This is a genomic window from Moorella sp. E308F (assembly GCF_006538365.1).
Lineage (GTDB): Bacteria > Bacillota > DSM-521 > Neomoorellales > Neomoorellaceae > Neomoorella.
Window position 1 is genome coordinate 671169 of the sequence record NZ_BJKN01000002.1, and the last position, 22364, is coordinate 693532.

The 22364-nt window shown below is 51.0% G+C and carries 29 protein-coding genes and 1 tRNA gene; 5 read left to right on the forward strand and 25 right to left on the reverse strand.

Annotated elements, in window-relative coordinates; genetic code table 11:
* Positions 1-25: 25 nt before the first annotated feature.
* The 16 genes from E308F_RS09830 to E308F_RS09900 all read right to left on the reverse strand — a co-directional run bounded on the left by E308F_RS09830 (position 26) and on the right by E308F_RS09900 (position 9645).
* Positions 26-1063: a zinc-dependent alcohol dehydrogenase gene (locus tag E308F_RS09830; protein ID WP_141264748.1), complete on the reverse strand. Its 1038-nt coding sequence runs from the start codon at positions 1061-1063 to the stop codon at positions 26-28.
* Between the two features lie 213 nt (positions 1064-1276).
* The gene (locus E308F_RS09835) at positions 1277-2437 is read right to left on the reverse strand and encodes a TRAP transporter substrate-binding protein (RefSeq protein WP_216364505.1); all 1161 of its coding nucleotides are present in this window, start codon (positions 2435-2437) and stop codon (positions 1277-1279) included.
* Complete coding sequence (locus E308F_RS09840) at positions 2427-3707, reverse strand: TRAP transporter large permease (RefSeq protein WP_141264750.1); 1281 nt, start codon at positions 3705-3707, stop codon at positions 2427-2429. Before E308F_RS09840 ends, E308F_RS09835 begins: the two co-directional genes overlap by 11 nt.
* A complete protein-coding gene (locus E308F_RS09845) occupies positions 3698-4216 on the reverse strand; it encodes a TRAP transporter small permease (RefSeq protein ID WP_141264751.1) in 519 nt (172 codons plus the stop codon). The genes E308F_RS09840 and E308F_RS09845 overlap by 10 nt, the downstream gene beginning before the upstream one ends.
* Before the next feature lie 172 nt (positions 4217-4388).
* A complete protein-coding gene (locus E308F_RS09850) occupies positions 4389-5087 on the reverse strand; it encodes a FadR/GntR family transcriptional regulator (protein WP_141264752.1) in 699 nt (232 codons plus the stop codon).
* A gap of 17 nt (positions 5088-5104) precedes the next feature.
* Complete coding sequence (locus tag E308F_RS09855; RefSeq protein ID WP_141264753.1) at positions 5105-6190, reverse strand: hypothetical protein; 1086 nt, start codon at positions 6188-6190, stop codon at positions 5105-5107.
* Complete coding sequence (locus E308F_RS09860) at positions 6184-6390, reverse strand: hypothetical protein (protein ID WP_141264754.1); 207 nt, start codon at positions 6388-6390, stop codon at positions 6184-6186. Before E308F_RS09860 ends, E308F_RS09855 begins: the two co-directional genes overlap by 7 nt.
* An 87-nt stretch (positions 6391-6477) precedes the next feature.
* Positions 6478-7344: a MurR/RpiR family transcriptional regulator gene (locus tag E308F_RS09865; RefSeq protein ID WP_141264755.1), complete on the reverse strand. Its 867-nt coding sequence runs from the start codon at positions 7342-7344 to the stop codon at positions 6478-6480.
* 155 nt (positions 7345-7499) lie between these two features.
* The gene (locus E308F_RS09870; protein WP_141264756.1) at positions 7500-7727 is read right to left on the reverse strand and encodes a hypothetical protein; all 228 of its coding nucleotides are present in this window, start codon (positions 7725-7727) and stop codon (positions 7500-7502) included.
* A gap of 181 nt (positions 7728-7908) precedes the next feature.
* On the reverse strand, positions 7909-8097 hold the full coding sequence (locus E308F_RS09875) for a hypothetical protein (RefSeq protein ID WP_141264757.1): 189 nt from the start codon (positions 8095-8097) through the stop codon (positions 7909-7911).
* Positions 8066-8275, reverse strand: coding sequence for a hypothetical protein (locus E308F_RS09880; protein WP_141264758.1), 210 nt, complete (start codon positions 8273-8275; stop codon positions 8066-8068). The genes E308F_RS09875 and E308F_RS09880 overlap by 32 nt, the downstream gene beginning before the upstream one ends.
* 124 nt (positions 8276-8399) lie before the next feature.
* A tRNA-Pro gene (locus tag E308F_RS09885) sits at positions 8400-8477 on the reverse strand.
* A gap of 85 nt (positions 8478-8562) precedes the next feature.
* Positions 8563-8766: a hypothetical protein gene (locus E308F_RS15870; RefSeq protein WP_141305120.1), complete on the reverse strand. Its 204-nt coding sequence runs from the start codon at positions 8764-8766 to the stop codon at positions 8563-8565.
* Entirely contained in the window at positions 8745-8885 is a 141-nt protein-coding gene (locus tag E308F_RS09890) for a rubredoxin-like domain-containing protein (RefSeq protein ID WP_129588675.1), read from the reverse strand. The genes E308F_RS15870 and E308F_RS09890 overlap by 22 nt, the downstream gene beginning before the upstream one ends.
* 105 nt (positions 8886-8990) lie before the next feature.
* On the reverse strand, positions 8991-9152 hold the full coding sequence (gene rd, locus E308F_RS09895; RefSeq protein WP_083476630.1) for a rubredoxin: 162 nt from the start codon (positions 9150-9152) through the stop codon (positions 8991-8993).
* Between the two features lie 112 nt (positions 9153-9264).
* Positions 9265-9645: a desulfoferrodoxin gene (locus tag E308F_RS09900; RefSeq protein ID WP_141264759.1), complete on the reverse strand. Its 381-nt coding sequence runs from the start codon at positions 9643-9645 to the stop codon at positions 9265-9267.
* A 199-nt stretch (positions 9646-9844) separates the two neighbouring features.
* On the opposite strand from E308F_RS09900, the gene rbr reads away from it, so the two are divergent.
* From rbr to rd (E308F_RS16920), 4 genes are all read left to right on the forward strand, one after another.
* Entirely contained in the window at positions 9845-10420 is a 576-nt protein-coding gene (rbr, locus tag E308F_RS09905; RefSeq protein WP_141264760.1) for a rubrerythrin, read from the forward strand.
* Between the two features lie 35 nt (positions 10421-10455).
* Positions 10456-10695 (forward strand): hypothetical protein, encoded by a 240-nt coding sequence (locus E308F_RS09910; RefSeq protein ID WP_253260441.1) that lies wholly within the window; start codon positions 10456-10458, stop codon positions 10693-10695.
* Positions 10696-10764: 69 nt separating this feature from the next.
* Positions 10765-11964 (forward strand): nitric oxide reductase FrpA, encoded by a 1200-nt coding sequence (gene fprA, locus E308F_RS09915; protein ID WP_141264762.1) that lies wholly within the window; start codon positions 10765-10767, stop codon positions 11962-11964.
* Positions 11965-12008: 44 nt separating this feature from the next.
* On the forward strand, positions 12009-12698 hold the full coding sequence (gene rd / locus E308F_RS16920; protein ID WP_141264763.1) for a rubredoxin: 690 nt from the start codon (positions 12009-12011) through the stop codon (positions 12696-12698).
* Positions 12699-12761: 63 nt separating this feature from the next.
* Here rd (E308F_RS16920) and E308F_RS09925 read toward each other — a convergent pair whose 3' ends face one another.
* The 7 genes from E308F_RS09925 to E308F_RS09955 all read right to left on the reverse strand — a co-directional run bounded on the left by E308F_RS09925 (position 12762) and on the right by E308F_RS09955 (position 20015).
* On the reverse strand, positions 12762-13499 hold the full coding sequence (locus E308F_RS09925; RefSeq protein ID WP_141264764.1) for a hypothetical protein: 738 nt from the start codon (positions 13497-13499) through the stop codon (positions 12762-12764).
* Between the two features lie 15 nt (positions 13500-13514).
* Positions 13515-14747: an NAD(P)/FAD-dependent oxidoreductase gene (locus E308F_RS09930; protein ID WP_141264765.1), complete on the reverse strand. Its 1233-nt coding sequence runs from the start codon at positions 14745-14747 to the stop codon at positions 13515-13517.
* Positions 14744-15199 carry a 4Fe-4S dicluster domain-containing protein gene (locus E308F_RS09935; RefSeq protein ID WP_141264766.1) on the reverse strand — a complete coding sequence of 152 codons (456 nt, stop codon included), beginning with the start codon at positions 15197-15199 and terminating at the stop codon, positions 14744-14746. Before E308F_RS09935 ends, E308F_RS09930 begins: the two co-directional genes overlap by 4 nt.
* Positions 15200-15216: 17 nt before the next feature.
* Positions 15217-16725, reverse strand: coding sequence for a glutamate synthase-related protein (locus E308F_RS09940; protein ID WP_141264767.1), 1509 nt, complete (start codon positions 16723-16725; stop codon positions 15217-15219).
* A complete protein-coding gene (locus E308F_RS09945) occupies positions 16707-17813 on the reverse strand; it encodes a class II glutamine amidotransferase (RefSeq protein ID WP_141264768.1) in 1107 nt (368 codons plus the stop codon). Before E308F_RS09945 ends, E308F_RS09940 begins: the two co-directional genes overlap by 19 nt.
* 53 nt (positions 17814-17866) lie before the next feature.
* Entirely contained in the window at positions 17867-19201 is a 1335-nt protein-coding gene (gene glnA / locus E308F_RS09950) for a type I glutamate--ammonia ligase (protein ID WP_141264769.1), read from the reverse strand.
* 157 nt (positions 19202-19358) lie between these two features.
* Positions 19359-20015, reverse strand: a complete 657-nt coding sequence (locus E308F_RS09955; protein WP_253256489.1) for an ANTAR domain-containing response regulator — start codon at positions 20013-20015, stop codon at positions 19359-19361.
* Positions 20016-20348: 333 nt separating this feature from the next.
* On the opposite strand from E308F_RS09955, the gene E308F_RS16570 reads away from it, so the two are divergent.
* Positions 20349-20516 (forward strand): hypothetical protein, encoded by a 168-nt coding sequence (locus E308F_RS16570; RefSeq protein ID WP_253260442.1) that lies wholly within the window; start codon positions 20349-20351, stop codon positions 20514-20516.
* A gap of 317 nt (positions 20517-20833) precedes the next feature.
* Here E308F_RS16570 and istA read toward each other — a convergent pair whose 3' ends face one another.
* Both istA and E308F_RS09970 read right to left on the reverse strand, forming a co-directional pair.
* Positions 20834-21568 carry an IS21 family transposase gene (gene istA, locus E308F_RS09965; RefSeq protein WP_253260467.1) on the reverse strand — a complete coding sequence of 245 codons (735 nt, stop codon included), beginning with the start codon at positions 21566-21568 and terminating at the stop codon, positions 20834-20836.
* An 89-nt stretch (positions 21569-21657) separates the two neighbouring features.
* Positions 21658-22326 (reverse strand): type I restriction enzyme subunit R domain-containing protein, encoded by a 669-nt coding sequence (locus tag E308F_RS09970; protein ID WP_172613932.1) that lies wholly within the window; start codon positions 22324-22326, stop codon positions 21658-21660.
* Positions 22327-22364: the final 38 nt, after the last annotated feature.

Sequence of the window (22364 nt, forward strand, 5' to 3'; positions counted from 1 at the left end):
TTAAGGTTTAAACCCCATTGCATGGTTAAGATGGTGTGAGCAAAACTTTAAGTCCCTGGCGATTTTCGATGAGTTCAAATCCTTTTTCCCATTCTTCCAGAGGTAGTTCATGGGTTATTAGTTTGTTCAGATTAATTTCCTTTTCACTCATGAGGGTCAGGCATTTCTCCCAAACGTCCCATGTATGACTGAAAGAGCCCTGCAGGCGAACGGATTTGGCTATCAACTGGTCGAGGGAAAAGTTTACCGGTGCTGGTCCCCAGCCGATTTTGGTGATTTGCCCAGCTGGCCGAACAATGTCCAGGGACAACCTCAGGGTGGCCGCCGGGCCGGCGGTGTCCACCACCACATCGGCCCCGTAACCATCCCCCACTTCCTGTACTAGCTTTAAAACGTTATCGCCGCTACTGATTAACGTCCTGGTCGCACCGAATTCCCGAGCCTTTTCCAGGCGCTCTTCATCTCCGGCTGTACCAACGACGATTATTTCCCCGGCGCCGAGGAGATTGGCCATGGCCGTACAAAGCAGGCCTATAGGGCCGGGTCCAATTACTACGATAATATCCCCGGGCCTAACCTGGCTGTTGTTAACCAGGGCGTTGTAGGCTACGCAGAAGGGTTCCGTAATGGCTGCCTCTTTAAGGCTTACAGCTTCCGGCACCTGGTGCAGGATGCGTGCCGGAACCCGGACGTAGCGGGTAAAGGCGCCGTCGACTCCAAATCCGAACCCCTTGCGTTCGCGGCAGAGGTGATAAAGGTTGGTCCGGCACAGGTAGCAATGCCCGCAATACCGGGCATGGGTTTCGGCTGTCACCCGCTCGCCGACCGCCCACCCCTTAACTTCCGCTCCTACTTCTACGATGGTACCGGCAAACTCATGTCCCAGGATTAACGGTACGTTGACAGGGTAGGAAACATTCTGGTGGTGCATGTGGGGGTCGCTACCGCAGATACCGGTGTAAGCTACTTCTACTAATACATCGGTAGGGCCAATGGTTGGTACGGGCACGTCCCTTATTTCCGTACAACCGTCCTGATTAGCATATTTGACAACGGCTTTCATTGTATATTTTCCTCCTCTAAAAAACCTTATTATATCAACTGTCAAATTTGTGCTGAGAGATAAATTACATTCCGAACCGGTAGCGCCCTGGATGGAACGTTTTACCACCATTACGACTTTTGCAAGAGAGTGATGGCCCTGGCCCGTGAGGCGCATTTACATTTATATTACTTATATTTTCTATTACTGGTCAGGGCCATCAGCATGCCGTCCCTATTTAACAGCCTCAACCGCTTTCTTAAATTCGGCGATAAGTTCTTTTCCAATCTTATCTTCAAATTCTTTATAAACAGGCTGAACCGCATCCTGGAATGCCTTGAGCTGCTCAGGTGTTAGTTCTGTAACTGTCATGCCGACTTTCTTTAACTCATCAACATAATTCTTGTTCATCTCTCTGTTTGTGCTCCGTTGAAACTTTGCTGATTCTTCTGCGGCTTCTTCAAATATTTTCTTGTCCTCAGGAGGCATAGACTCCCAAAGTTTTTCGCTGATTAACATAATATGTGGCCCGTATATGTGTCCGGTCATTGTAACGTACTTCTGCACTTCATAGAATTTCTGCAGGTAAATAGTAGGTATCGGGTTTTCCTGGCCATCAATGGTCTTTTGTTGCATTGCGGTAAATACTTCACTGAATGGCATAGGAGTCGGGTTAGCTCCTAATGCCCTCCATGTCGCCAAGTGAATGGGATTCTCCATGGTCCTTATTTTCAACCCTTTAACATCTGCCGGACTTTTTACCTCACGTACGCTGTTTGTTAACTGCCTGAACCCGTTCTCATAGTATGCCAGTAAATGCAGGCCCTTTGAATCCAAGGTGGAAGCTATTTTCTTTCCTACAGGTCCGTCAAATATTGCATCGGCAGCCTTTTCGCTGGGAACGATAAAGGGGAGGTCAAAAACCATAAAGTCTTTTGCCAGGCCTGTTATTGGCGAGGCAGAGGTAACAACCATTTCAAGGTTGCCCATTCTGACATCCTGGGTTGCTTTTACGTCATCCCCCAGCTGAGCATTAGCATAAACCTGTACGTCGTATTTTCCGTTAGTTTTTTGTTCTACAATCTCTTCGAATTTTTTACAAGCCAAATAAGAAGGGTGTTTTTCATTGACGCCATTACTGATTTTAATTACTATCTGACCTTCATTCTTTGACCCCTCTGTCTGCTTGGATGTACCACTGGTTGCCGGAGCTTTTTGTTGTGATAATGTACATCCTGATAGTAATGCCGCTATAACAGCCAGAACAGTTAACACTAAGACTAGCTTTTTCCTCATGTGCAGATCCTCCTCTAGTTTTTTTAAATTGAAAACGGCTGGTCTACTATAAATCTTTGCCCCTCCTTTCTTTACCAGCCGGGAGTATTTAGTTGCCAAACGCATTAGGTATAAAAGTAATTATTCCGGGGAAATAAGTGACTATCAATAGTACCGCTATCATTATACTGATGAAACTTAAGAGGGGTTTGACCAGTTCACCCATTGACAGCCCGGACAGCCCGCAACCCACATACAATACCGTGCCTACCGGAGGTGTTATGATGCCTATACACAGATTCATTACCATAACCACACCGAAATAGATAGGGTCCAGCCCAAAATTCGTAGCTATAGGCAGCAGGATGGGACCCAGGATGAGCAAGGCGGGAGTCAGGTCCATTACGAGCCCTACTAGCAGCAGCAATATATTGATTAACAACATGAGTACGACAATATTATTGGATATGGACAAAAGGGTGTTAGACAGGAGCTGAGGTATCTGGGCTGTTGTAATCAGGTATCCCGCTGCTGTTGCCGCTCCACATACAAGCATTACAACCGCTGTACTTTTGGCCGCGCGGGCAAATATCTCCGGTAGATAACTTAATTTTAACTCCCTGTAGGCAAAGAATCCCACCAAAAGGGCATATACTACCGCCACCACCGCTGCTTCGGTGGGAGTAAATATTCCGCCCAAGATTCCTCCCATAATAATAACTGGTAAAAGTATTGCCCAGAAAGCCGCTATCGTACTCTGCCACAATTCCTTTAAAGTTGTTCTTCTAGTCTTCCTGTAGCCACGCTTTTTCGAATGGAAGTACCATCCTATCATCAGTCCTATTCCGATTAATATTCCAGGGATAATGCCTCCCAGGAACAACTTGACAATGGATACGCCACCTATAACGCCAAAAATAATCATCGGGATACTGGGGGGGATAATAGGTCCAATAGTACCAGCCGATACTATTAAGGCGGTACTTTTATTTTTGTCGTAACCTTGTTCCTCCATAACAGGGAGCAATATGGACCCAATGGCAGATGTATCGGCTACCGCCGACCCGGACACCCCTGCAAACAGCATGCTGGCGAGTACGGTAACATATCCCAAACCTCCGGTTACGTGCCCGATCAGCGCTTTAGCAAAGTTTACAATTCTTTTCGATATGCCGCCGGCGTTCATAATTTCCCCTGCTAGAACAAAGAAAGGTATGGCCATTAAGGGGAAGTTATCTATGCCTCTGACGATATTCTGAGTAATAATAGCAGGTGATACGCTGCCTGTAAACATCATCAGCACCAGGGCCGTTAATACAAGACTAAAAGCGATAGGCACATTTAAAAAAATGAAGGAAAACATGCTTATTAAAAAGGCAGCTAGCATGATACCCCCTCCTTGCCTTGCACTTTATCCGAAGCTTCTCTCATAAAAAGTGCTTTTATATGATAAATAATTTTTAATATCGTCTGCAGGAACAGTATTGCTCCGGATATAGGTACGATTAAGTATACATAAGCGTAAGGTATTGCTGCCGCAGGTGATGTCCAGTCCCAACTTTCCATAGTAATGGAATATCCGCCTTTTAAAATTATTGTTATTGCATATAGGACGAGCAGGTCGGCAATCACAGCTATAACTTTTGCTGCTTTTTTGGGGATTGACTTTACCACTATATCTAATCCCAGATGCTCATCGTTGATATAAGCCAGAATTGCTCCTAAAAATACCAGCCATATGAGCATGAACCGGGAAACCTCTTCTGACCAGGCAATTGCTGCATTTAAAAAGTAGCGTCCGATGACGTTGAAAAATACGACAATAACCATTCCTGATAGCAAAATTATTATCGTATATTGTAATATTTTTTCGCATATTATGGTTAAATTTTTATACATATTTTTATTCCCCTCATTTGGTTAATCAAAAATTATAACTCAGTCTCAATTTTTGAATACAGTTTATCTTTAACTTTAATCAAAACTAATTATCTTCTTTGTACAAATAGTCTCCTCCTTTCTCCTTTGATAGTAATTATCTTTCGTCCTTCAATGTTGGAATTCAATTAATCTAGCTCTCAGGATATTTTTCCTCAATATCTTGAATGGTTAGCTCAATATGCTCGGTCATTATTTTGGCTGCCAAATCTGCATCTTGAATGGTAACGGCCTCTAAGATGCGGGGATGGTAATATAGACCGGCCGACGTACCCCGAAAAGATACAATCTCCTCCATATGGAAACACAAGATGTCCTTCGTAATCTGGCTTACCTTTAGAATCAGTGAATTTTTCGTTGCCCGAGCCAACTCTAGATGGAAGTTAAGATCCTCCATGGAGAAACGTTTAATATCGTCACTATATTCACGCATTCTCGTTATAATAGCGTTTAATCGTTCTAAATCTTTTTCATTCCTGCGTAATGCGGCCAGACGGGCATTTTCTATTTCATATACCTTTCTAAATTCCAGTATCTCTAACAAATCATGCTTGCCCAGAGCAAGGGCTGGCAAGAGTGAATTAAGATAGATATCAGTCGATAGGTCAGCTACAAAGGTACCATCTCCCTGCCTGGTTTGGATTAACCCTAAAATTGCCAGTTTTTGCAATGCTGAGCGTACGGAAATGCGGCTCACGCCGAACATTTTGGTGAGCTCATTTTCCGAAGGGAGCCTGCTCCCCGGGGGCCAGTTGCCACTCAAGATCTGTTCTTTAATTTGTTCAAAAACAGCATTGCTGACACTTATTTTGGGGATTTGTTTAATAGCCATGGTGTATATGACCTCTTTTATTGCTTGATACCGTATATATTTTTGATAAACTGATTTAATTCCTTTGCTCGGGGGAGAGTTTCCGCAATTATATTCAGGAATATCCCCCGGCAGGGTAATTCACTGCGGATGACTTCAATATCCTCTTCATCCAGTGCCCCCCAGATGATTAAACACTTCTTTTCAAGTACGCGACGAAACTCGGGCATCATATCTCTGACCGAAGGGCCGCCCACATCTTTATTGATTTCAATTACTTTCAATTCCTGGATTTCCAATAAATCATCCAAAATAAAGAACGAAGCCGGATGTAAATGGACAGCAGTATAGGGATAGGCCTGGCAGATCTTCCGGTCGCATTGTAAAAAGAATTGGCGGTAAATCGTAGGGGAACATAAGGCAGAAAGATCTTCCTGAAACCATATACACTTGCCTGGAGCCCATAGCGGATAGAAACCCAAACTATAACCGCCGTAGAAAGGAGGCACATTTTCTAACAGGTTGGCTATAACCTCCAAAAACGCTTCCGTAACTTCCCGGGCAAGTTGTTGCATAAGTTCGGGGTAATCATAAAAATAATACACGAGTTTATCCTGTCCCAGGATGGCGCCCAGCAAGTCGCTCGGTCCGCGCATAATCGGTTCGCCTATAGGGAAACGTCCTACTGATAGTTTTACAAGCTTATTAATAAACTCATTAAATTTCAAGTACCAGGGATTATTATAATTTAGCTGTAATTTACCGCTTATTACTGCAGGAGATTCAGCGTAAGGTTTGGCCCAGAAACTTTCTTCAGAACTGTAAATATGGCATCCCAAAAAAGCTTCCATCCAAGGAATACCTGTAAAGGGTTCGGCGCACCAAAAGGCATCCTGTCCTACCTGTAGATTTTCCTGGTACATCCTTTCGTAATCATCCAGGTAATCGTTCACCTGCAACATTTCGGGCGTCACACGTTGCGGACGAGCGAGTAAGGATGCGGCGGCATTGAAGCTTTGGCTAAAGAAATAATTACCTATACGAAATCCCGCAAGTGGATAATCAAGCTCCTTTTTATTCCAAAACGCCAGGTGACGCATTATTCTTTCCTCTACCGTTAGCAACCTCCCTCCCGCCTCCTATATTGGTAATACAACTTACAACTTATATCTTTCGCCTTTGTTTTTAAAATTCCTGCTAAATATAAAAGAAATTTTTTGTCGGTTTTCTTAACCGCTGCTTTAATGGTATCATGAAGAATTTTTTCAGCATCCTGTTCGGGGTTCCCGAGATCGACGCCGATAAAATGATTGGTTTTCACCATTGGTTTTCCCCTTGTAATTTTAATATATCTATTCTACATTTTTTCTCCAATTCCTGCCGATATGAAAAAAATTTTCTCGTTAAAGAACTAAAAGCGTTTGTTGGCAATGGCGTGGCGAATTTTTTGTAAACCACTCAGGGCTTCTTCCTGGCGCCTGAGGGAAACTCCGACTACGAGAGAGTCTATTATGGCCAGCTGGCTGATACGCGAGGACATGGCTTCCGAACGAAAATGCGTTTCCCTGGCGGAGGTAAAGAGGCAAATATCGGTTACACGGGTCAGGGGAGATTTCATGAAGTTAGTGATGCCAATGGTTTTCGCTCCAGCTTCCCGGGCCGTCTTCAAGGCTTCATAAACGTCTTTGTTGGCCCCGGTATGGCTGATGCCCACGGCTACATCTTCGGGGCCAAGAAGGGAAGCGGCCATGACCTGTAAATGGGCATCGGTGTGGGCCTGGCACCAGATGCCTGTGCGCATAAACTTATGGTAGGCATCCATCGCTATGGCGCCTGAACCGCCGGAACCATAGAACTCTACCCGGCGGGCGTTGAGTAGCATTTCTACCGCCTGTTCCAAGGCTTCTTTCTCCTGGATTTTCAGGGTATCCTGAAGGCACTGGACATTAGATTGAAATACTTTATGGGCGATAATCAACATGTCATCACTCGGCTGTACGTCTTCATGGATATTCTGTACGGGGTCTACCATTTCACTGGCCAGGGCAATTTTGAAGGCCTGGAAGCCGCGATAACCTAGGCGCTTGCAGAGGCGGAAAATAGTGGCTTCGGCTGTTTGTGCCTGTTCGGCCAATTCGGTAATTGATAGATGGATTATTTCCCCCGGGTTCTCCAGGATATAGCTGGCCGCCCGCTGCTCGGCAGCGGTAAGGCTGGGATAAATGCTTCGCAAACGTAAAAGGCCGCCTTGAGCAGGCGTATCATTGTTAGGAGCCATCAGGCCCCTCCTTTCTGGAGAAAATTTTTTTCATGAGAATAGGATAACATAATATTTAGTTTTTGAGAAGCAAAAATTAAAGCCCCGGGCGGACCGGGGTATAGAAGCAAGTAAGTAAATATAACCTTTACTGATGTGGTACCAACACGGGAAGACTATTTAACTGCTATAACTTCACGCATACGCTCCAAGAATACCTGGAGATCCCAGCGTAAGGCTACCAGAGTTTCCGGTAGCTTCTGTACCAATCTTTCCAACCGTTCGGCTGCCAGGTTGAAACCGTAAACGTTAAGAAAAACATGGCGGAAGCCGCGGTATTCGTCCAACAAAGCCGCCGTTTCTTTCCGGATAAATGGTTTTAAAAATATTTTCTGCCGCCACATAAAAGTCATGCAGAATCGAGCCAATTGCCCGCAGGAAAAAAGAATCGCTAGCGGGAAAAGCTATCCTGTTATTCTGGCCTCTGGCTATTAAACCTTTAAGAGGCTAGTTCAGCCTCCAGGCGGGCCATATTCTCCAGTTCCTGGCGTATGCGGCCTTCTAAGATAAGGAATTGCTCTCCGGTCATAGCTCCAATCCCTTTTGCCTGACTTCTAACAATAAACCTGCTACAGCGTCTTCGGCCAGAACTATGCTGGGCGGAAAGGGTGCTGTGATAGCCTCTACCTCCAGCCACATGCGCCAGTAGTGGTCTTTAGCTGTAAAGCCTTCTATCAATAAATCAATATCGGAATGAGGGGGTAAAATACTCACTCCAGACCAGGGAACCATAAAGGTAGACTTTTCTAACCTTGTATTTCTCTTTTAACCAGCTGGCAGCCAGGCGAGCTTTTGTTAGCGCTTCCTGGCGGCGGTTTATGGCAGCCTGCTTTTCTATTTCAGCCCGCCGCTGCCAGGCCTTTCGCATGGTACTAATATCATCCAGCACCATGTTCCCCGCCTTTCTTACTTAAAGCTCACCACTGCATTACATTGTATCGTTACTTTTTTTACCAGTTAACGGCTATATCTTAAGAAGTGAAAAATAAAAGACGCCATTATGGCGTCCTGTAAAATGGTCGGAGCGACTGGACTCGAACCAGCGGCCTCTACCACCCCAAGGTAGCGCTCTAGCCAAACTGAGCTACGCCCCGTTCTTCCTCTGTGCAAGGAAAAGTATATCACTTGACGAACGGCATTGTCAAGGGGCGATTCTGGCGCAGCCCGGGGCAAGTAAAATTATTTATTCTGCAGGGCGCTGTGCAGTTCGCACAGGTGCCGCCTTTCCTGGCGTAACAACTCATCAATCACGGCTGTCTCAGTTACAGAAACAAGGTTTTTTAAACCGCTAAAAAACAGCAGGGCATCCTTTTCAAACTGGATGGCGAAAGTAAAATACCTGCTATCAACTGCCGTGTTAACTATATAGAGCCGCCGCCGCAATCAGGGATATAGCAGTTGGCATCGACAAAACTACAGGTTGACTGACAGGAAGGACATTTTTCCGGAGGGGCTTCCCCTTCAAAAGCATAACCACATACGGAACAGCGCCATTTATTCATGCCAATATGCCTCCTTTAGACTCTAGCCCAGAAAACTTTTGTCGCCTTATTGCAACTGCAGTCAGCCATTTATAATAATGGCGCCTACCGGTTAACAGGGTGCTTTCAGGCTTCAGGTTCAAACATCTCTTTGCCGGCGCTGCACACCGGGCAAACCCAATCTTCCGGCAGGTCGGCAAAGGGCGTATCCGGGGCGATGCCGTTAGCAGGATCGCCTTCAGCCGGGTCATAGACATAGCCGCACGCTATGCAGACATATTTTTCCATTAAAAATGCACTCCTTGCCATATTATCTTACCCGGGTATACCGCCCGGGTTAATTTGACTTCAAATAACGTAAAGAAACATGCTGAGCTGGAGTGATTATTTTTAACTTGGTTTAATTATTGGACCGCCAGTGGCCGTGGAGGTTGCAATAGGCGCGGGCCGTGGCACTCCCGGATTCAGTACAAAAAACTGCCTCGGGAGCGTCACCGGGATCCAGGTGCTGCCGCAAGACCTGGCCGCCGGCCTGCAGTTCGATCCACTCAATATAATGCTTTTCTTCCATTGGATGGGGAATACTGCCAACGGTCACTTTAAAACCACCATTAACTTTAGTAACTACCGGGACATGCTTTTCCTTGCTGGCGTCTACAGTGTTCTCCGTCAATAACTCCATGGGTTTGCCGCAGCATACCAGGGCCCCAACACCGGGATGGAGGACCTCGACAATATTACCGCAAACATTGCACCTGTAAACCTGGCCGATTGCTGTCATAATGAAATTCCCCCCTTTTAGTAAGGATTACTATTCGCAATTAATATTCGCTATAATTTCCCTTTTTTCCTGCCGGTTATAAAAGTTTTTCAAAAAAAATTTGCCTTTTAATTGCTTAAACCACCAACTGATGCCTGCCTTGACTTCCTAACTTTGGTAAGGTAAAATGGCGTCGAAATCTTATAGAGGAGTGAGCAATATGCCCGGTCTTAAAGGTACCCGGACGGAAAAAAACCTGCTAACGGCTTTTGCCGGCGAATCCCAGGCTCGCAACCGCTACACTTACTATGCCAGTCAGGCGAAAAAGGAAGGCTATGAGCAAATTGCAGCTATCTTTTTAGAAACTGCCGATAACGAAAAAGAACATGCCAAGCGTATCTTTAAATTCCTGGAGGGCGGCGAAGTAGAAATTAGCGCCGCTTTCCCGGCCGGTACCATTGCCACTACTTCCTTGAACCTGGCCGCCAGTGCCGACGGGGAAAATTACGAACATACCACCATGTATCCCGAGTTTGCCCGGGTAGCTGAAGAAGAAGGTTTCAAGGAGATAGCTGCCGTCTTTCAGGCCATTGCCCGGGCCGAGAAGGGACATGAAGAACGCTTCCGCGCCCTGCTGGCTAATATAGAAAATAACCGTGTCTTTAAGCGGGAAGAAAAGGTAACGTGGCGCTGCCGCAACTGCGGCTATATCCATGAAGGCAATGCCGCCCCGGAAGTATGCCCGGCCTGTGCTCATCCCCAGGCGTTCTTTGAACTACAGGCGGAAAATTACTGAGGAGTGGTGACGGCCTTATGTCTTGCCCGACGATTATGGCCATCCTGGTTGACAACCGGCGCGAAACGGCGACTAAAGTTCAGGAGATTTTAACCAAGTATGGCTGTATTATCCGGGTGCGCCTTGGCCTCCACGAAACTGAGGCCTGTAGCGACGAAGGATTGATTATCCTGCAGTTATGCGCCCCTGAAGTCCAGGTCCAGCAGCTAAGGGATGAGCTTAACGCCCTTAGCCGGGTAAAAGCTGAGGTAATAAAGCTGACATTGGATGATTAATTAGCCGCCCTGTTTTACTGATAGGCGAGGATGAAAAAACAGACCGGCCGAAAGGATGGTTAAGGACTCATGAGCCAGCCCGTTACCATTGCGGAAGGTATTTACTGGGTGGGTGCCATCGACTGGAACATCCGCTACTTTCACGGCCCCGCCTTTTCCACCCACCGGGGTACTACATATAATGCCTACTATATTGTCGATGAAAAAACCGCCCTGGTGGATACCGTTTACGAACCCTTTCAAGAGGAATTGATCGCCAAACTGAAGCAAATCCAGGACCCGGTCAAAATCGATTACCTGGTGGTCAACCACACTGAAAGCGACCACGCCGGCGCCTTCCCGGCCATCATGGACCTATGCCCCGGCGCCCACGTCCTCTGTACCCAGCGTGGTTATGAAAGCCTCAAGGACCATTACCCTCATCTTGATTTCCAGTACACCATCGTCAAAACCGGGACCAGCATCAGCCTTGGTAAACGTTCCCTGGCATTTATCGAAGCGCCCATGCTCCACTGGCCCGACAGCATGTTTACCTATGTTCCCGAAGAGGCCCTGCTCCTTCCCAACGATGCCTTCGGCCAGCATATCGCCTCCAGCGCCCGCTTCGATGATCAAGTAGATGTGGGACTAATTATGGACGAGGCGGCCAAGTATTACGCCAATATCCTCATGCCCTTCAGCAGCCTGATTACCAAAAAGCTGGAAGAAATCCAGAAGATGAATCTGACCATTAAAACCATTGCCCCCAGCCACGGCATTATCTGGCGGCAGGATCCCTACCGGATCATTGAGGCCTATGCCCGCTGGGCTGAAGGCAAAGGTACGGCAAAGGCCGTTATTGCCTATGATACCATGTGGCTGAGTACGGAAAAGATGGCTTATGCCCTTCTGGACGGCCTGGTGGCCGGGGGCTGTGAGGTCAAGCTCTTCAAGCTCTCCGTATCCGACCGCAATGATATTATCAAAGAGATCCTCGATGCCCGCGCCGTCCTGGTAGGCTCACCGACCATCAATAACGACATCCTGCCGGTGGTCTCTCCCCTCCTGGATGACCTGGTGGGCTTAAGGCCGAAAAATAAAATCGGCCTGGCCTTCGGTGCTTACGGCTGGGGGGGCGGCGCGCAGAAGATCCTGGAGGAACGTTTAAAGGCCGCCAAAATTGAGTTAATTGCCGAGCCCGGCCCCACAGTGAAGTGGGTGCCTAAAGAGAGCGACCTGCAGCACTGCTATAACCTGGGCCGGGAGATGGCTATAAGAATTAGGGGCTAGAGGCGTTATGACACTCTGACTTACATTTACATGGAGGGATAGTTTTGGATACCAAAGCCCTGCATACCATTTCCTACGGGCTGTATGTGGTTACGGCCAAAAAAGACAATCGTTTCAACGGTCAGGTTGCCAATACCCTCTTCCAGATTTCCTCGGAACCGCCGACAGTTGCTGTCAGCATCAACAAGCAAAACCTGACCCATGAATTTATCCAGGCCGGCAGGAGCTTTGCCGTCTCGGTCCTGGCCAAGGATACCCCCCTCTCCCTCATCGGCCAGTTTGGCTTCAAATCCGGCCGTGAGGTAGACAAGTTTGCCGGGTTGAACTACAAGCTGACGCAGGCCGGGCTTCCTTACCTGGCCGAACACACCCTGGCCTACCTGGAAGCTAAAATAAATCAAACGGTTGACGCCGGCACCCACAGCATTTTTATCGGCACTTTAACGGATGCCGCCGTCCTGCAACAGGGTGAGCCCATGACCTATGCCTACTATCATCAGGTCAAGCGCGGCACGACCCCGAAAACGGCGCCGACCTTTGCCGCCGCCGGGGCGGAAGGCGGGCCGGCTACCACTGCTCCCAGGTACCGGTGCACTATCTGCAATTATATCTATGACCCGGCCAAGGGCGATCCGGAACACGGCATCGCTCCTGGTACCCCTTTTGAGGACCTGCCTGGTGACTGGGCCTGCCCTATCTGCGGCGCCGGTAAAGAAGCCTTCGAGAAAATTTGATTGCGCCCCCCTGGATTAGCAAAAGCCATCTGTCTCACGCAGATGGCTTTTTGTTCATTTCACTCAATAAGCATACAACGTACCATATGGCCGTTTATTGTAGGGTATCAACTTGGTAAAGGGACGGGCCAGGATCTTTTCGGCCTCCAGGTCAAAGTAACGGGCAAAATCGCCAACAATTTTCCGCAGGCGCTCCTGGTCGGCGGCTGTAAGCGGTACTGCTTTAACTTCTTTACCCAGGTAGAAAGAATCTACCTGGCCGCGGATAAAGATTTCGCCGCCGTGCATCCCGGTGCCTATAAAATTACCCACAACAGCTTCCCCTGGTTGTAAATCCAGGCCTAGGAGGACCAGGGTGCCGCCGGCCATGTACTCGCCGAAAAAGTCTCCGGCCTTACCGCCGATGACAATCAAAGGGTTTTTATCCCGGAAGGCCTTCATGTGGATACCTACCCGGTAGCCGACATTACCACGGATGAAAATCCGGCCGCCGCGCATGGAGTAACCGGCTATATCGGTGGCGTTGCCGTGGATAATTACCGTGCCGTCGTTCATGGTGTTGCCCACGCCGTCCTGGGCATTACCAAAAACCTCTATTTCCAGACCATCCATAAGGGCCGCCAGGTTGTTGCCCGGCACGCCGTAAACCTCCAGCCGGGCCCGGCCCTGGACCCCGGCACCGATATAACGCTGGCCGTTGACGTTTTTTAAAACCAGTTCCCGGCAGCCGTTATCCAGGAGGGTCCTGATGGACTCATTCAGGGTTTGATAAGACAGTCCCCGGGCATCCAAGGTTTCCATAAAATCCCCTTCACCTCACTCTGCCAGCTTTTGCTTCCAGATGGTTTCCGGTAAACTTAAGAGACCAAAATCTGGCCGCAGCAATGCATCTTTAAAGGACGTGACCTCAATGCCTTCCTCGAGCAACTGGCGGTAGATGCCGGCCCGATCGATTTTATTGATCAGCAGCGCGCCGCTCAAGCAGTTATCCTTTAAAACCAGCTTGCGGTAGACCAGGGTGGCAGGGTCTACTTCCGTCAGGAGTTCATATCCCTCACCGGTGGCTACACTGTTACCCATGCTGATAATATGCAGTCCCAGGAAACCAAGGGCGTTATAGGGCGGTAAGGGTAGATAGGTCTCCTGTGCCCCGGCCATATTGCGCCCAGCTATTTTCCCCTGGATGGCAGCATGGGGTAGTAAAGGCGGGTTGCCATCCACCACATCCCCGGCGGCGTAAACGCCGGGTAGGCCGGTGCTGAGGTCCGGTCCCACAACGACGCCGCGGTTAATGGTTACCCCTGGTAAACCCTCGAGCAGCTCAACGTTAGGCCGCACGCCGATGGCAATCACCAGGATGTCGGCCTTGAGTTCCCGGCCGGATTTAAGCTCCATATGGAGGTGGCCATCATCCTCCTGGCGGATGCCGGTCAGGGTATCGTTTAAATAAAGGCTGATACCATTATCCTGCAGGAAGCCGGCTATTAAAGCTCCCGCTTCCGGGTCCAGGGCTGGGGCCCAGATGCGGTCGGCCAGCTCCACCAGCGTTACTTTGACGCCCCGCTGCACCAGGCTCTCCATGGCCTTGAGGCCCGTGGGCCCGGCCCCCAGAATTACGGCTTCCCTCCCGGGGATGGCAAAAGCCTCCAGGCGACGAACGTCGTCATAGTTTATAAAGGTAAAATAGTTGGCCGCGGTTAACCCCGCAATTGGCGGCACAAAGGGCCGCCCCCCGGTGGCTAGGAGCAAACGGTCGTAGGGGAGCTTCTCACCGTTATCCAGGTGGACCTGGCGGACTTCCGGGTCCAGTTTTACGGCCCGGCGTCCCAGGAGGACGCGGACGCAATTTTTTTCATAAAACTCTTGCGGCCGGTAGGGCATATCCTGGTCCTGGACCCGCTTTTCCAGCCAGTAGGAAATCAGGGGCCGGCCATAGGCATAATAGTTTTCCGCCGAGACGATGGTAATGGAACCTTCCCGATCATATTCCCGAATTCCTGCGACGGCGTTGACGGCAGCTACGGAATTGCCGATAATGACGTAGTTCATGCCCCTGCCCTCCTTTCCTCAAAAACAAGGGCCCGGTTGGGACAACCGGCCACGCAGGCCGGCTCATCAGCCTCCCGGCAGAGGTCGCATTTCAAAGGCACCGGGCGACCGTTTTTCTCCCCGGGCCGGATGGCGCCATAAGGACAGCCGGCCACACAGGTCCAGCAACCCACGCATTTATCTTCCTGGCAGTAGACAATCCCCGTCTCCGGATCTTTGACCATGGCCCCCGAGATGCAGCCGGCCACACAGCGGGGATCATCGCAGTGCCGGCACTGGACGGCCACCGAAAGGGGCAACCGCTCTTCGACAATAACCCGCGCCGTACCCCTTAAATTCTCGCGCTTGTAGGCCCGGAATAGATCGCGGCTGCGGGAATGGGCTACAATGCAGTTCACTTCGCAGAGGTGACAGTTCATACAGTAGGCCGGCCGGGCGTATACTTTTTTCACTGGTGTTCCCTCCCCTGCTACATTGCTTCGCCAGCATGCTTGACACCCAGGAGCTTCAGTTCCACTTCGTTCAAGCCAACGCCCCGCAGGTGCAAGCGGTTGCCGCGCAGGCTTTCAATGGAGTTGATGCCCATGCCGCCCAGCATTTCTTTTATCTCGTGGGACCAGCCCCGCAGCAGGTTGTAGAGGCGTTCGGCGCCGATTTCCGGGTTCAGGCGCCGGCTGCGGTAGGGATCCTGGGTGGCGATGCCCCAGCTGCACTTGCCGGTATAGCATTTCTGGCAGAGGTGGCAGCCCAGAGCAATCAAGGCGGCGGTGGCGATGTAGACCGCGTCGGCACCCAGGGCTATGGCTTTCACCACATCGGCGCTGCTGCGGAAGCCGCCGGCAGCCACCAGGGATACCCGGTTGCGGATACCTTCCTCGCGCAAGCGCTGGTCCACGGCGGCAATAGCCAGCTCGATGGGAATACCCACATGGTCCCGGATCATGGTAGGCGCCGCCCCGGTTCCCCCCCGAAAGCCGTCAATGGCGATGATATCGGCCCCGGCCCGGGCAATGCCGCTGGCAATGGCCGCCACGTTATGGACGGCCGAAATTTTGACGGAGACCGGTTTCTGGTATCGGGTTGCTTCTTTTAAAGTAAAGATTAATTGCTTCAAGTCTTCAATGGAGTAGATATCATGATGGGGAGCCGGTGACAGGGCGTCGGTACCCTCAGGTATCATTCGCGTCTCTGCCACAGGCGCGGTAATCTTTTCCCCCGGCAGGTGGCCGCCGATGCCCGGTTTAGCCCCCTGGCCGATTTTAATTTCGATCACGCGCCCGGCATTCAAGTAGTCGGCATGGACGCCGAAGCGGCCCGAGGCCACCTGCACCACGGCATGATCGGCATACTCGTAGAGATCCCCCGGCAGGCCGCCTTCGCCGGTATTAAACAGGGTGCCGAAGGCTTTCGCCGCCCGGGCCAGGGATTCAAAGGCCTCATGGCTGATGGACCCGTAGGACATGGCGGAAAACATGATGGGGGTCTCGATGGGCACCAGGGGGGTGCTGGTTTTATCTTTGCTTTCCTCCCGGCTTACCGGCTCGGCACGGCTGCCCAGGTAAGTCCGCAGTTCCATGGGTTCCCTTAAGGGATCAATGGAAGGATTGGTCACCTGACTGGCGTTAAGGAGCAGCCGGTCGAAATAAGGGGGGAAGGGCTGATCGTTCCCCATGCCGGTGAGGAGCACCCCGCCGGTTTCCGCCTGCTTGACAATGTTGCGTAAGTGTCCTTCCGTCCAGTGGGCATTGGGCCGCATGGGCGGCGGGTTTTTATAAATAGTCAGCGCCCCGGCCGGGCAGATGCTAACGCAACGCTGGCAGTTGACGCAGTTGGCATCAATGGCATAGAGACGGTCGTCTTCCGCGTCATACTGCTGGGCGTCAAAGCCGCACTGGCGCACGCAGGCCAGGCATTTAATGCATTTGTTGTCATCGCGGACGACACTGAATTCAGGCGGCATCAGGCTGAGAGACGGCATTGGGATCCCTCCTCCAGGCGGCCGATGACCGGCTCGCCGCCCTGCGGGTACCATACCTTTTCCACGTCAGGGCAAATTTCCCGGATGGCTGCTTCCTCGCTGGCCACATACAGGGTAGTACCTTGAGAACCGGCCACCAGAGGCCGCAGCTTGATGCGGTCGTTGAGGGCCATAATGCCGCCGCTGAAGCCGACAATGATAGAAAAGGGCCCGTTCATCAAAAGGCTACCGTAAACTACCCGCAGGCGAGTATAAAGGTCGCGTTCCGCTGCCGGCAGGCGGTCAATTGCCTGCCAGAAGGGGGCTGCCAGGACCCTGGCCGCCAGTTCCAGGGGCAGTTTATGGCGCCGGACCAGTAAATCTATGGCATAGGCCACTACTTCGGTATCTGTCTGCAGGGTCATTTTATATCCGTACATTTCTAAAAAGCGCCGGTTGGCCCCGTAGGAAGATATCTCGCCATTATGAACTACAGACCAGTCCAGCAGGGTAAAAGGGTGGGCGCCGCCCCACCAGCCGGGGGTATTGGTGGGAAAGCGGCCGTGGGCAATCCAGCTGTAGGCCTGGTACTCGTCCAGGCGGAAAAACTCGCCGATATCTTCCGGATAACCCACTCCTTTAAAGGCTCCCATGTTTTTACCGCTGGAAACGACATAGGCGCCGTTGACGCTATCGTTGATACGCATGACCAGCCGGGTCATGAAGTCGGCCTCTGACTCCTGGGATTCTTCAATTTTCGACAGCCTGGGGGTTACAAAATAGCGCCATAGTAAGGGCGCTTTGCCAATGGACCGGACATGACGGGTAGGGATACGGTCTTCGGCTTCAATATAAAAATTATCCTTAATCAACTCTTCCACCTGGTTGCGGCTCAGCTTGTCCTCAAAGAGCAGGTGCAGGGCATAATAATCTTGATATTCCGGGTAGATGCCATAGGCGGCGAAGCCGCCGCCCAGGCCGTTGGACCGCTCCTGCATCAGGGCAATGGACTGGATGATAGCGCTGCCGTCAACCCTGCGCCCGTCTTTATTGATAAAGCCGCTAATGGCGCATCCCGAAGGGATCCGGTATTTTCCCTCCCTGAGCATCGTTGCTCACTCCTTAATATGGAAGTGTGAAGTTAGAGGTGAGAGGTGGGATACTAAAATTTCGTCAGGTACTGGTCGATCTCCCACTGGTGTACCCTGGTACGATATTGTTCACATTCGAGTTTCTGGGCCAGGGTCAGGCGCTCATAGATATGGGGTCCCAGAGCTTCCTTGATAACCTCATCTTCTGCTAGGGCTTCCAGGGCTTCATCAAGGCTTCCCGGCAGGACGCCGATGCCTTCCGCCTGGAGTTCGGCCGGGGTCATGGCAAAGATATTTTTATCCGTCGGCGGCGGCGGGGTCAGGCCTTTTTTAATTCCATCCAGCCCGGCCTTCAGCAGTACGGCCAGGGCCAGGTAGGGGTTGCAGGAAGGATCCGGGTGTCGCACTTCAATGCGGGTGGAAGGACCGCGTTTGGCCGGCACACGGATCAAGGGGCTGCGGTTGCGCGGCGACCAGGCGATATAGACCGGCGCTTCATAACCGGGAACCAGGCGTTTATAAGAATTGACCGTCGGGTTGGTTACGGCCGCCAGGGCGCGGGCGTGAGCCATGACGCCGGCGATAAACTGGTAAGCGGTCTGGCTTAAGCCCAGCCTGTCGTCGGGGTCGTAAAAGGCGTTCTGGCCGTCTTTTGACAGGGAGATATTAACGTGCATACCCGAACCGTTAATGCCGTAAATGGGCTTGGGCATGAAGGTGGCATGGAGGCCGTGACGCTGGGCGATGGTCCGCACCACGAATTTGAACGTGGCAATGCGGTCAGCCGTGGTCAGGGCCTCGGCGTATTTAAAGTCAATCTCATGCTGGCCGGGAGCCACCTCATGATGGGAAGCCTCGATTTCAAAACCCATCTGCTCCAGGGTCAGGACCATGTCCCGGCGGGCGTCCTCCCCCAGGTCCACCGGGGTAAGGTCAAAGTAACCGGCCCGGTCGTGGGTTTCCAGGGTCGGCCGGCCGGAGGCGTCGGTATGGAAAAGGAAGAATTCAGCTTCCGGCCCGGCGTTCATGGTAAAACCCATAGCGGCCGCTTCGGCCATAACCTTCTTCAAGGTACAGCGGGGACAACCGGCAAAGGGCGTACCATCGGGGTTATATACGTCGCAAATGAGGCGGGCTACCGTCCCCTCATGGGGCCGCCAGGGGAAAACAACAAAGGTGTCTGGGTCAGGGCGCAGGTACATATCCGACTCTTCAATACGCACAAAGCCTTCAATGGAAGAGCCGTCAAACATGAGTTCATTGTTGAGGGCCTTGGGCAACTGGTCCACCGGAATGGCTACATTTTTCAATACCCCAAAAATATCGGTAAACTGGAGGCGAACAAATTTTACCCCCCATTCTTCAGCCCGGTTTAGGACAGCCGCCCGTTTTTCCTTGTCATCCATCAGCATAAACCTCCTGCTAAATTGATAGAAGTGAGAGGTGAGAAGTGGGAAGTGGGATCTTCTATAGAAACTGGCTACGCCAGTTTCTTTATAAAAAGCGTCCTGCAAGAAAAGGGCATAAAAACCCTCTCCTTCAGGACGCCGTTGCCCTAAAGGGTTAGTCCGTCTTTTTGGCCTTATTGCTGCCACCCTGGAGTTCATGGGCGACAATAATGGCTTCCGCGATGCTTTTCATGGGAACGCAGCGATCCATACTCTGGCGCTGCATGCGCCGGTAGGCCTCGGCTTCCGTTAACCCCATGGTATCCATGAGAATGCCCTTGGCCCGCTCAATTATTTTCCGCGCCGCCAGGGTCTCCTTCAGCTTGCTGATTTCCTGCTGCAGGCGGCATATTTTCTGGTAATTGGCCAGGGCTGCTTCTACCGCCGGCAACAGGGTGCTTTCCTGGACCGGTTTAATTAAATAAGCAAAGATTGGAAAATCACGCGTACGGGCAAGCAGATTGCGGTGCCAGGAAGAGGCTAGGAGGATAATTGGTGCTACCCCATCTTCCTCGATTATCCTGGCTACTTCCAGGGCATTGGTACCCTGGAGTTCGCTATCTAGAATTATCAGGCTGGGCTGCAGGGTGCGGATCATCCGCAGGGCCTGGCTGCCGTCCGGGGCTTCGCCGGCAATCAAGTAACCTTCCCGAACCAGCATGTACTTCAAGTTTTGCCGGGCAGACGGGTCGGCACTGGCGATAAAAATTTTGGGCTGCTGCATAAAATCTAATCCCTGCCCTCCTCGCGCTACGCCGTTGTAGCACTTCATGGACCCCTTTGCCCTGCGAAATGCTTTTTCATTTGGTATGGCACAATTATAAAGGAAAAACACTGAATTGACAATAGGCAAAACTGATGTATTCAGTATTTCAAAAAATATTTCCGCATAGTGAAAATCATGTTATTCTTGGACCAAGCAAGTTTTGTGCCTGGGAGCATAAGATTTAAGTAAGTTAGTATTACAGGGAGGTTATAACATGGGCCAGGGCAAGTTGCGAAGGGTTTTCCCGGCGGGAATACCTGTGAGGGTTTTTATTCCTTTTATGATTACATTATCGAACCCGATGCCACCCGGATCTTTGTCGTTAAAGGCGGCCCGGGAGTGGGCAAGTCCACCTTCATGCGTAAAATCGGCGAAACCATGCTGGCTAAAGGTTATGATGTAGAATTCCACTGCTGCTCCTCCGATAACAATTCTCTGGATGCCGTGGTTATCCCGGCCATTAAAGTAGCTCTAATGGATGGTAAGGCTCTTTTGCAACCTTTTTAATGCCGCCGGCGCGAGCAGACCTGTTTTGGCCCGACAAATCATGCTCACGCCGCTCAAAAAAACGGGCGGCGCGAGTTTAGTTATCAAGATGGTTTCTAGAGGGTCCGCCCAAAAGGCTAAACAGACGAGCGGTTCCACGCTCAAGTTTCTGGCAAGTCGGAGCAGGGTATTGCCGTAATGTCCGGTCTGGATTAACTAAAACCAATTCCCAAACGTACAGCGCTGATAAACCCTCTTTCGCTCTCAAATACGTCATAGAGCTTTTCTTGAGGGAAGTCACCCACAGTCACCACCTGGTCGGAAAATATCTCCCCCAATCACCTCCAGGCCCCGCAGCAGGTGTTCCTGGACGTAGTAAAAGGAGCGTTCCACTTTTCCTTGGTCCGGGCACGGTAGTTTTCGCAAGCCGAAGGCTGGATGCCATATAGCCCGCAGAATCTTAAAAACTCGTCATTATACCGGACGATACCGTCCTTCTGGTGGGTGATAACCATTTGCTTGCCGTTGTCTATCACCAACTCCGGGGCATAGCCGCCGAAAAAGTCAATGGCTTCAACCAGGACCCGGATCACGTCGGCGGTGGTAATGCTTAAAGAGAAGGTATAGAATTTCATCCGGCTAAAAGACAGGATCACTTCGTGGAAATATATTTTCACGGGCTTCCCGTCAACTGGTAGGGTCCACACCTTCCAATCGTACTGCATCTGCCAGCCCGGCCCGGTTTCCACCCGGGTGGTAGCTAATTTAGCTGCCTTATCTTCTGCCTTTATGGACCTAAGATAACGGTGGACACTGGCCAGGGAGCCTTGATAGCCCTTTTCTACCAGTTCTTTGTAAATCTTCGGGCCAATATATCCTTTAGCAAGCATGGCCTTGATTTCTTCCTGATACCTATCCAGTTCTTTTACGTATTCCCTGGCTTTAAACTGGGGCGGGTTGGCTTCTTTCAGGTACTTCCTGACGGTATTCCTGGACACCCCTATTGTTCTGGCTATTTGCTTGATGCCGACCCCTTGAGCATGCAGTGCCTTGATGCGCTGCCACTTGTACATGCTGACCACCTCTTTTTCCTCCCCCTCTCGAGGGAGATTTTATCACATGGTGGTTCAGTTTTATTTGACGATCTGGGGTCAATTCTATTTTACGATCTACACGCCTCCGGGTGGGGACTCACGAGCGCAAACGCCTTGGTTAACTCGGTGCAGGCTTTCAGGAAGCGGCTCTTTGTTTCGTCATCCGCCACCACCGCGTTATGCGCCCGCTGCAGGAGTCGCGTGAGCTCCGCCGACGCCAGCCGCCGCCACCCCTGGTAATCAATCCCGTGGAAGAAGGCACAGGTGATATCGTACTTCTCCCGCAACACCGCAATCGCCTGGTCCAAGGGGATCATCGCCTCGTTGCGGTCTTTCTCGGTGTAGCAGGCCAGCGCTTTTTTGAGGTCGTCGGCGATCCCGATGTAGTCCACGATCAGCCCGCCCGGCTTGTCCTTGAAAACGCGGTTCACCCGGGCGATCGCCTGCATCAGGTTGTGGCCCTTCATCGGCTTATCAACGTACATCGTGTGCAGGCAGGGGTTGTCAAAACCGGTGAGCCACATATCCCGGACGATCACTAACTTCAAAGGGTCGTCGGGGTCCCGGAAGCGCTTCTTCAGTTCCTCCTGCTTGGCCTTGCTCCGGATGTGCGGATGGTAATCCTCCGGGTCACTCGCCGAGCCGGTCATCACCACCGCCACCTCGGGACAACCTGGTAGCTCCCGGAGATACTTGTAAAACTTAACGCAGATGTGCCGGCTCATGTAGAAGACCATGGCTTTACCGTTTAAAGCCTTCAGCCGCCTTTCGAAGT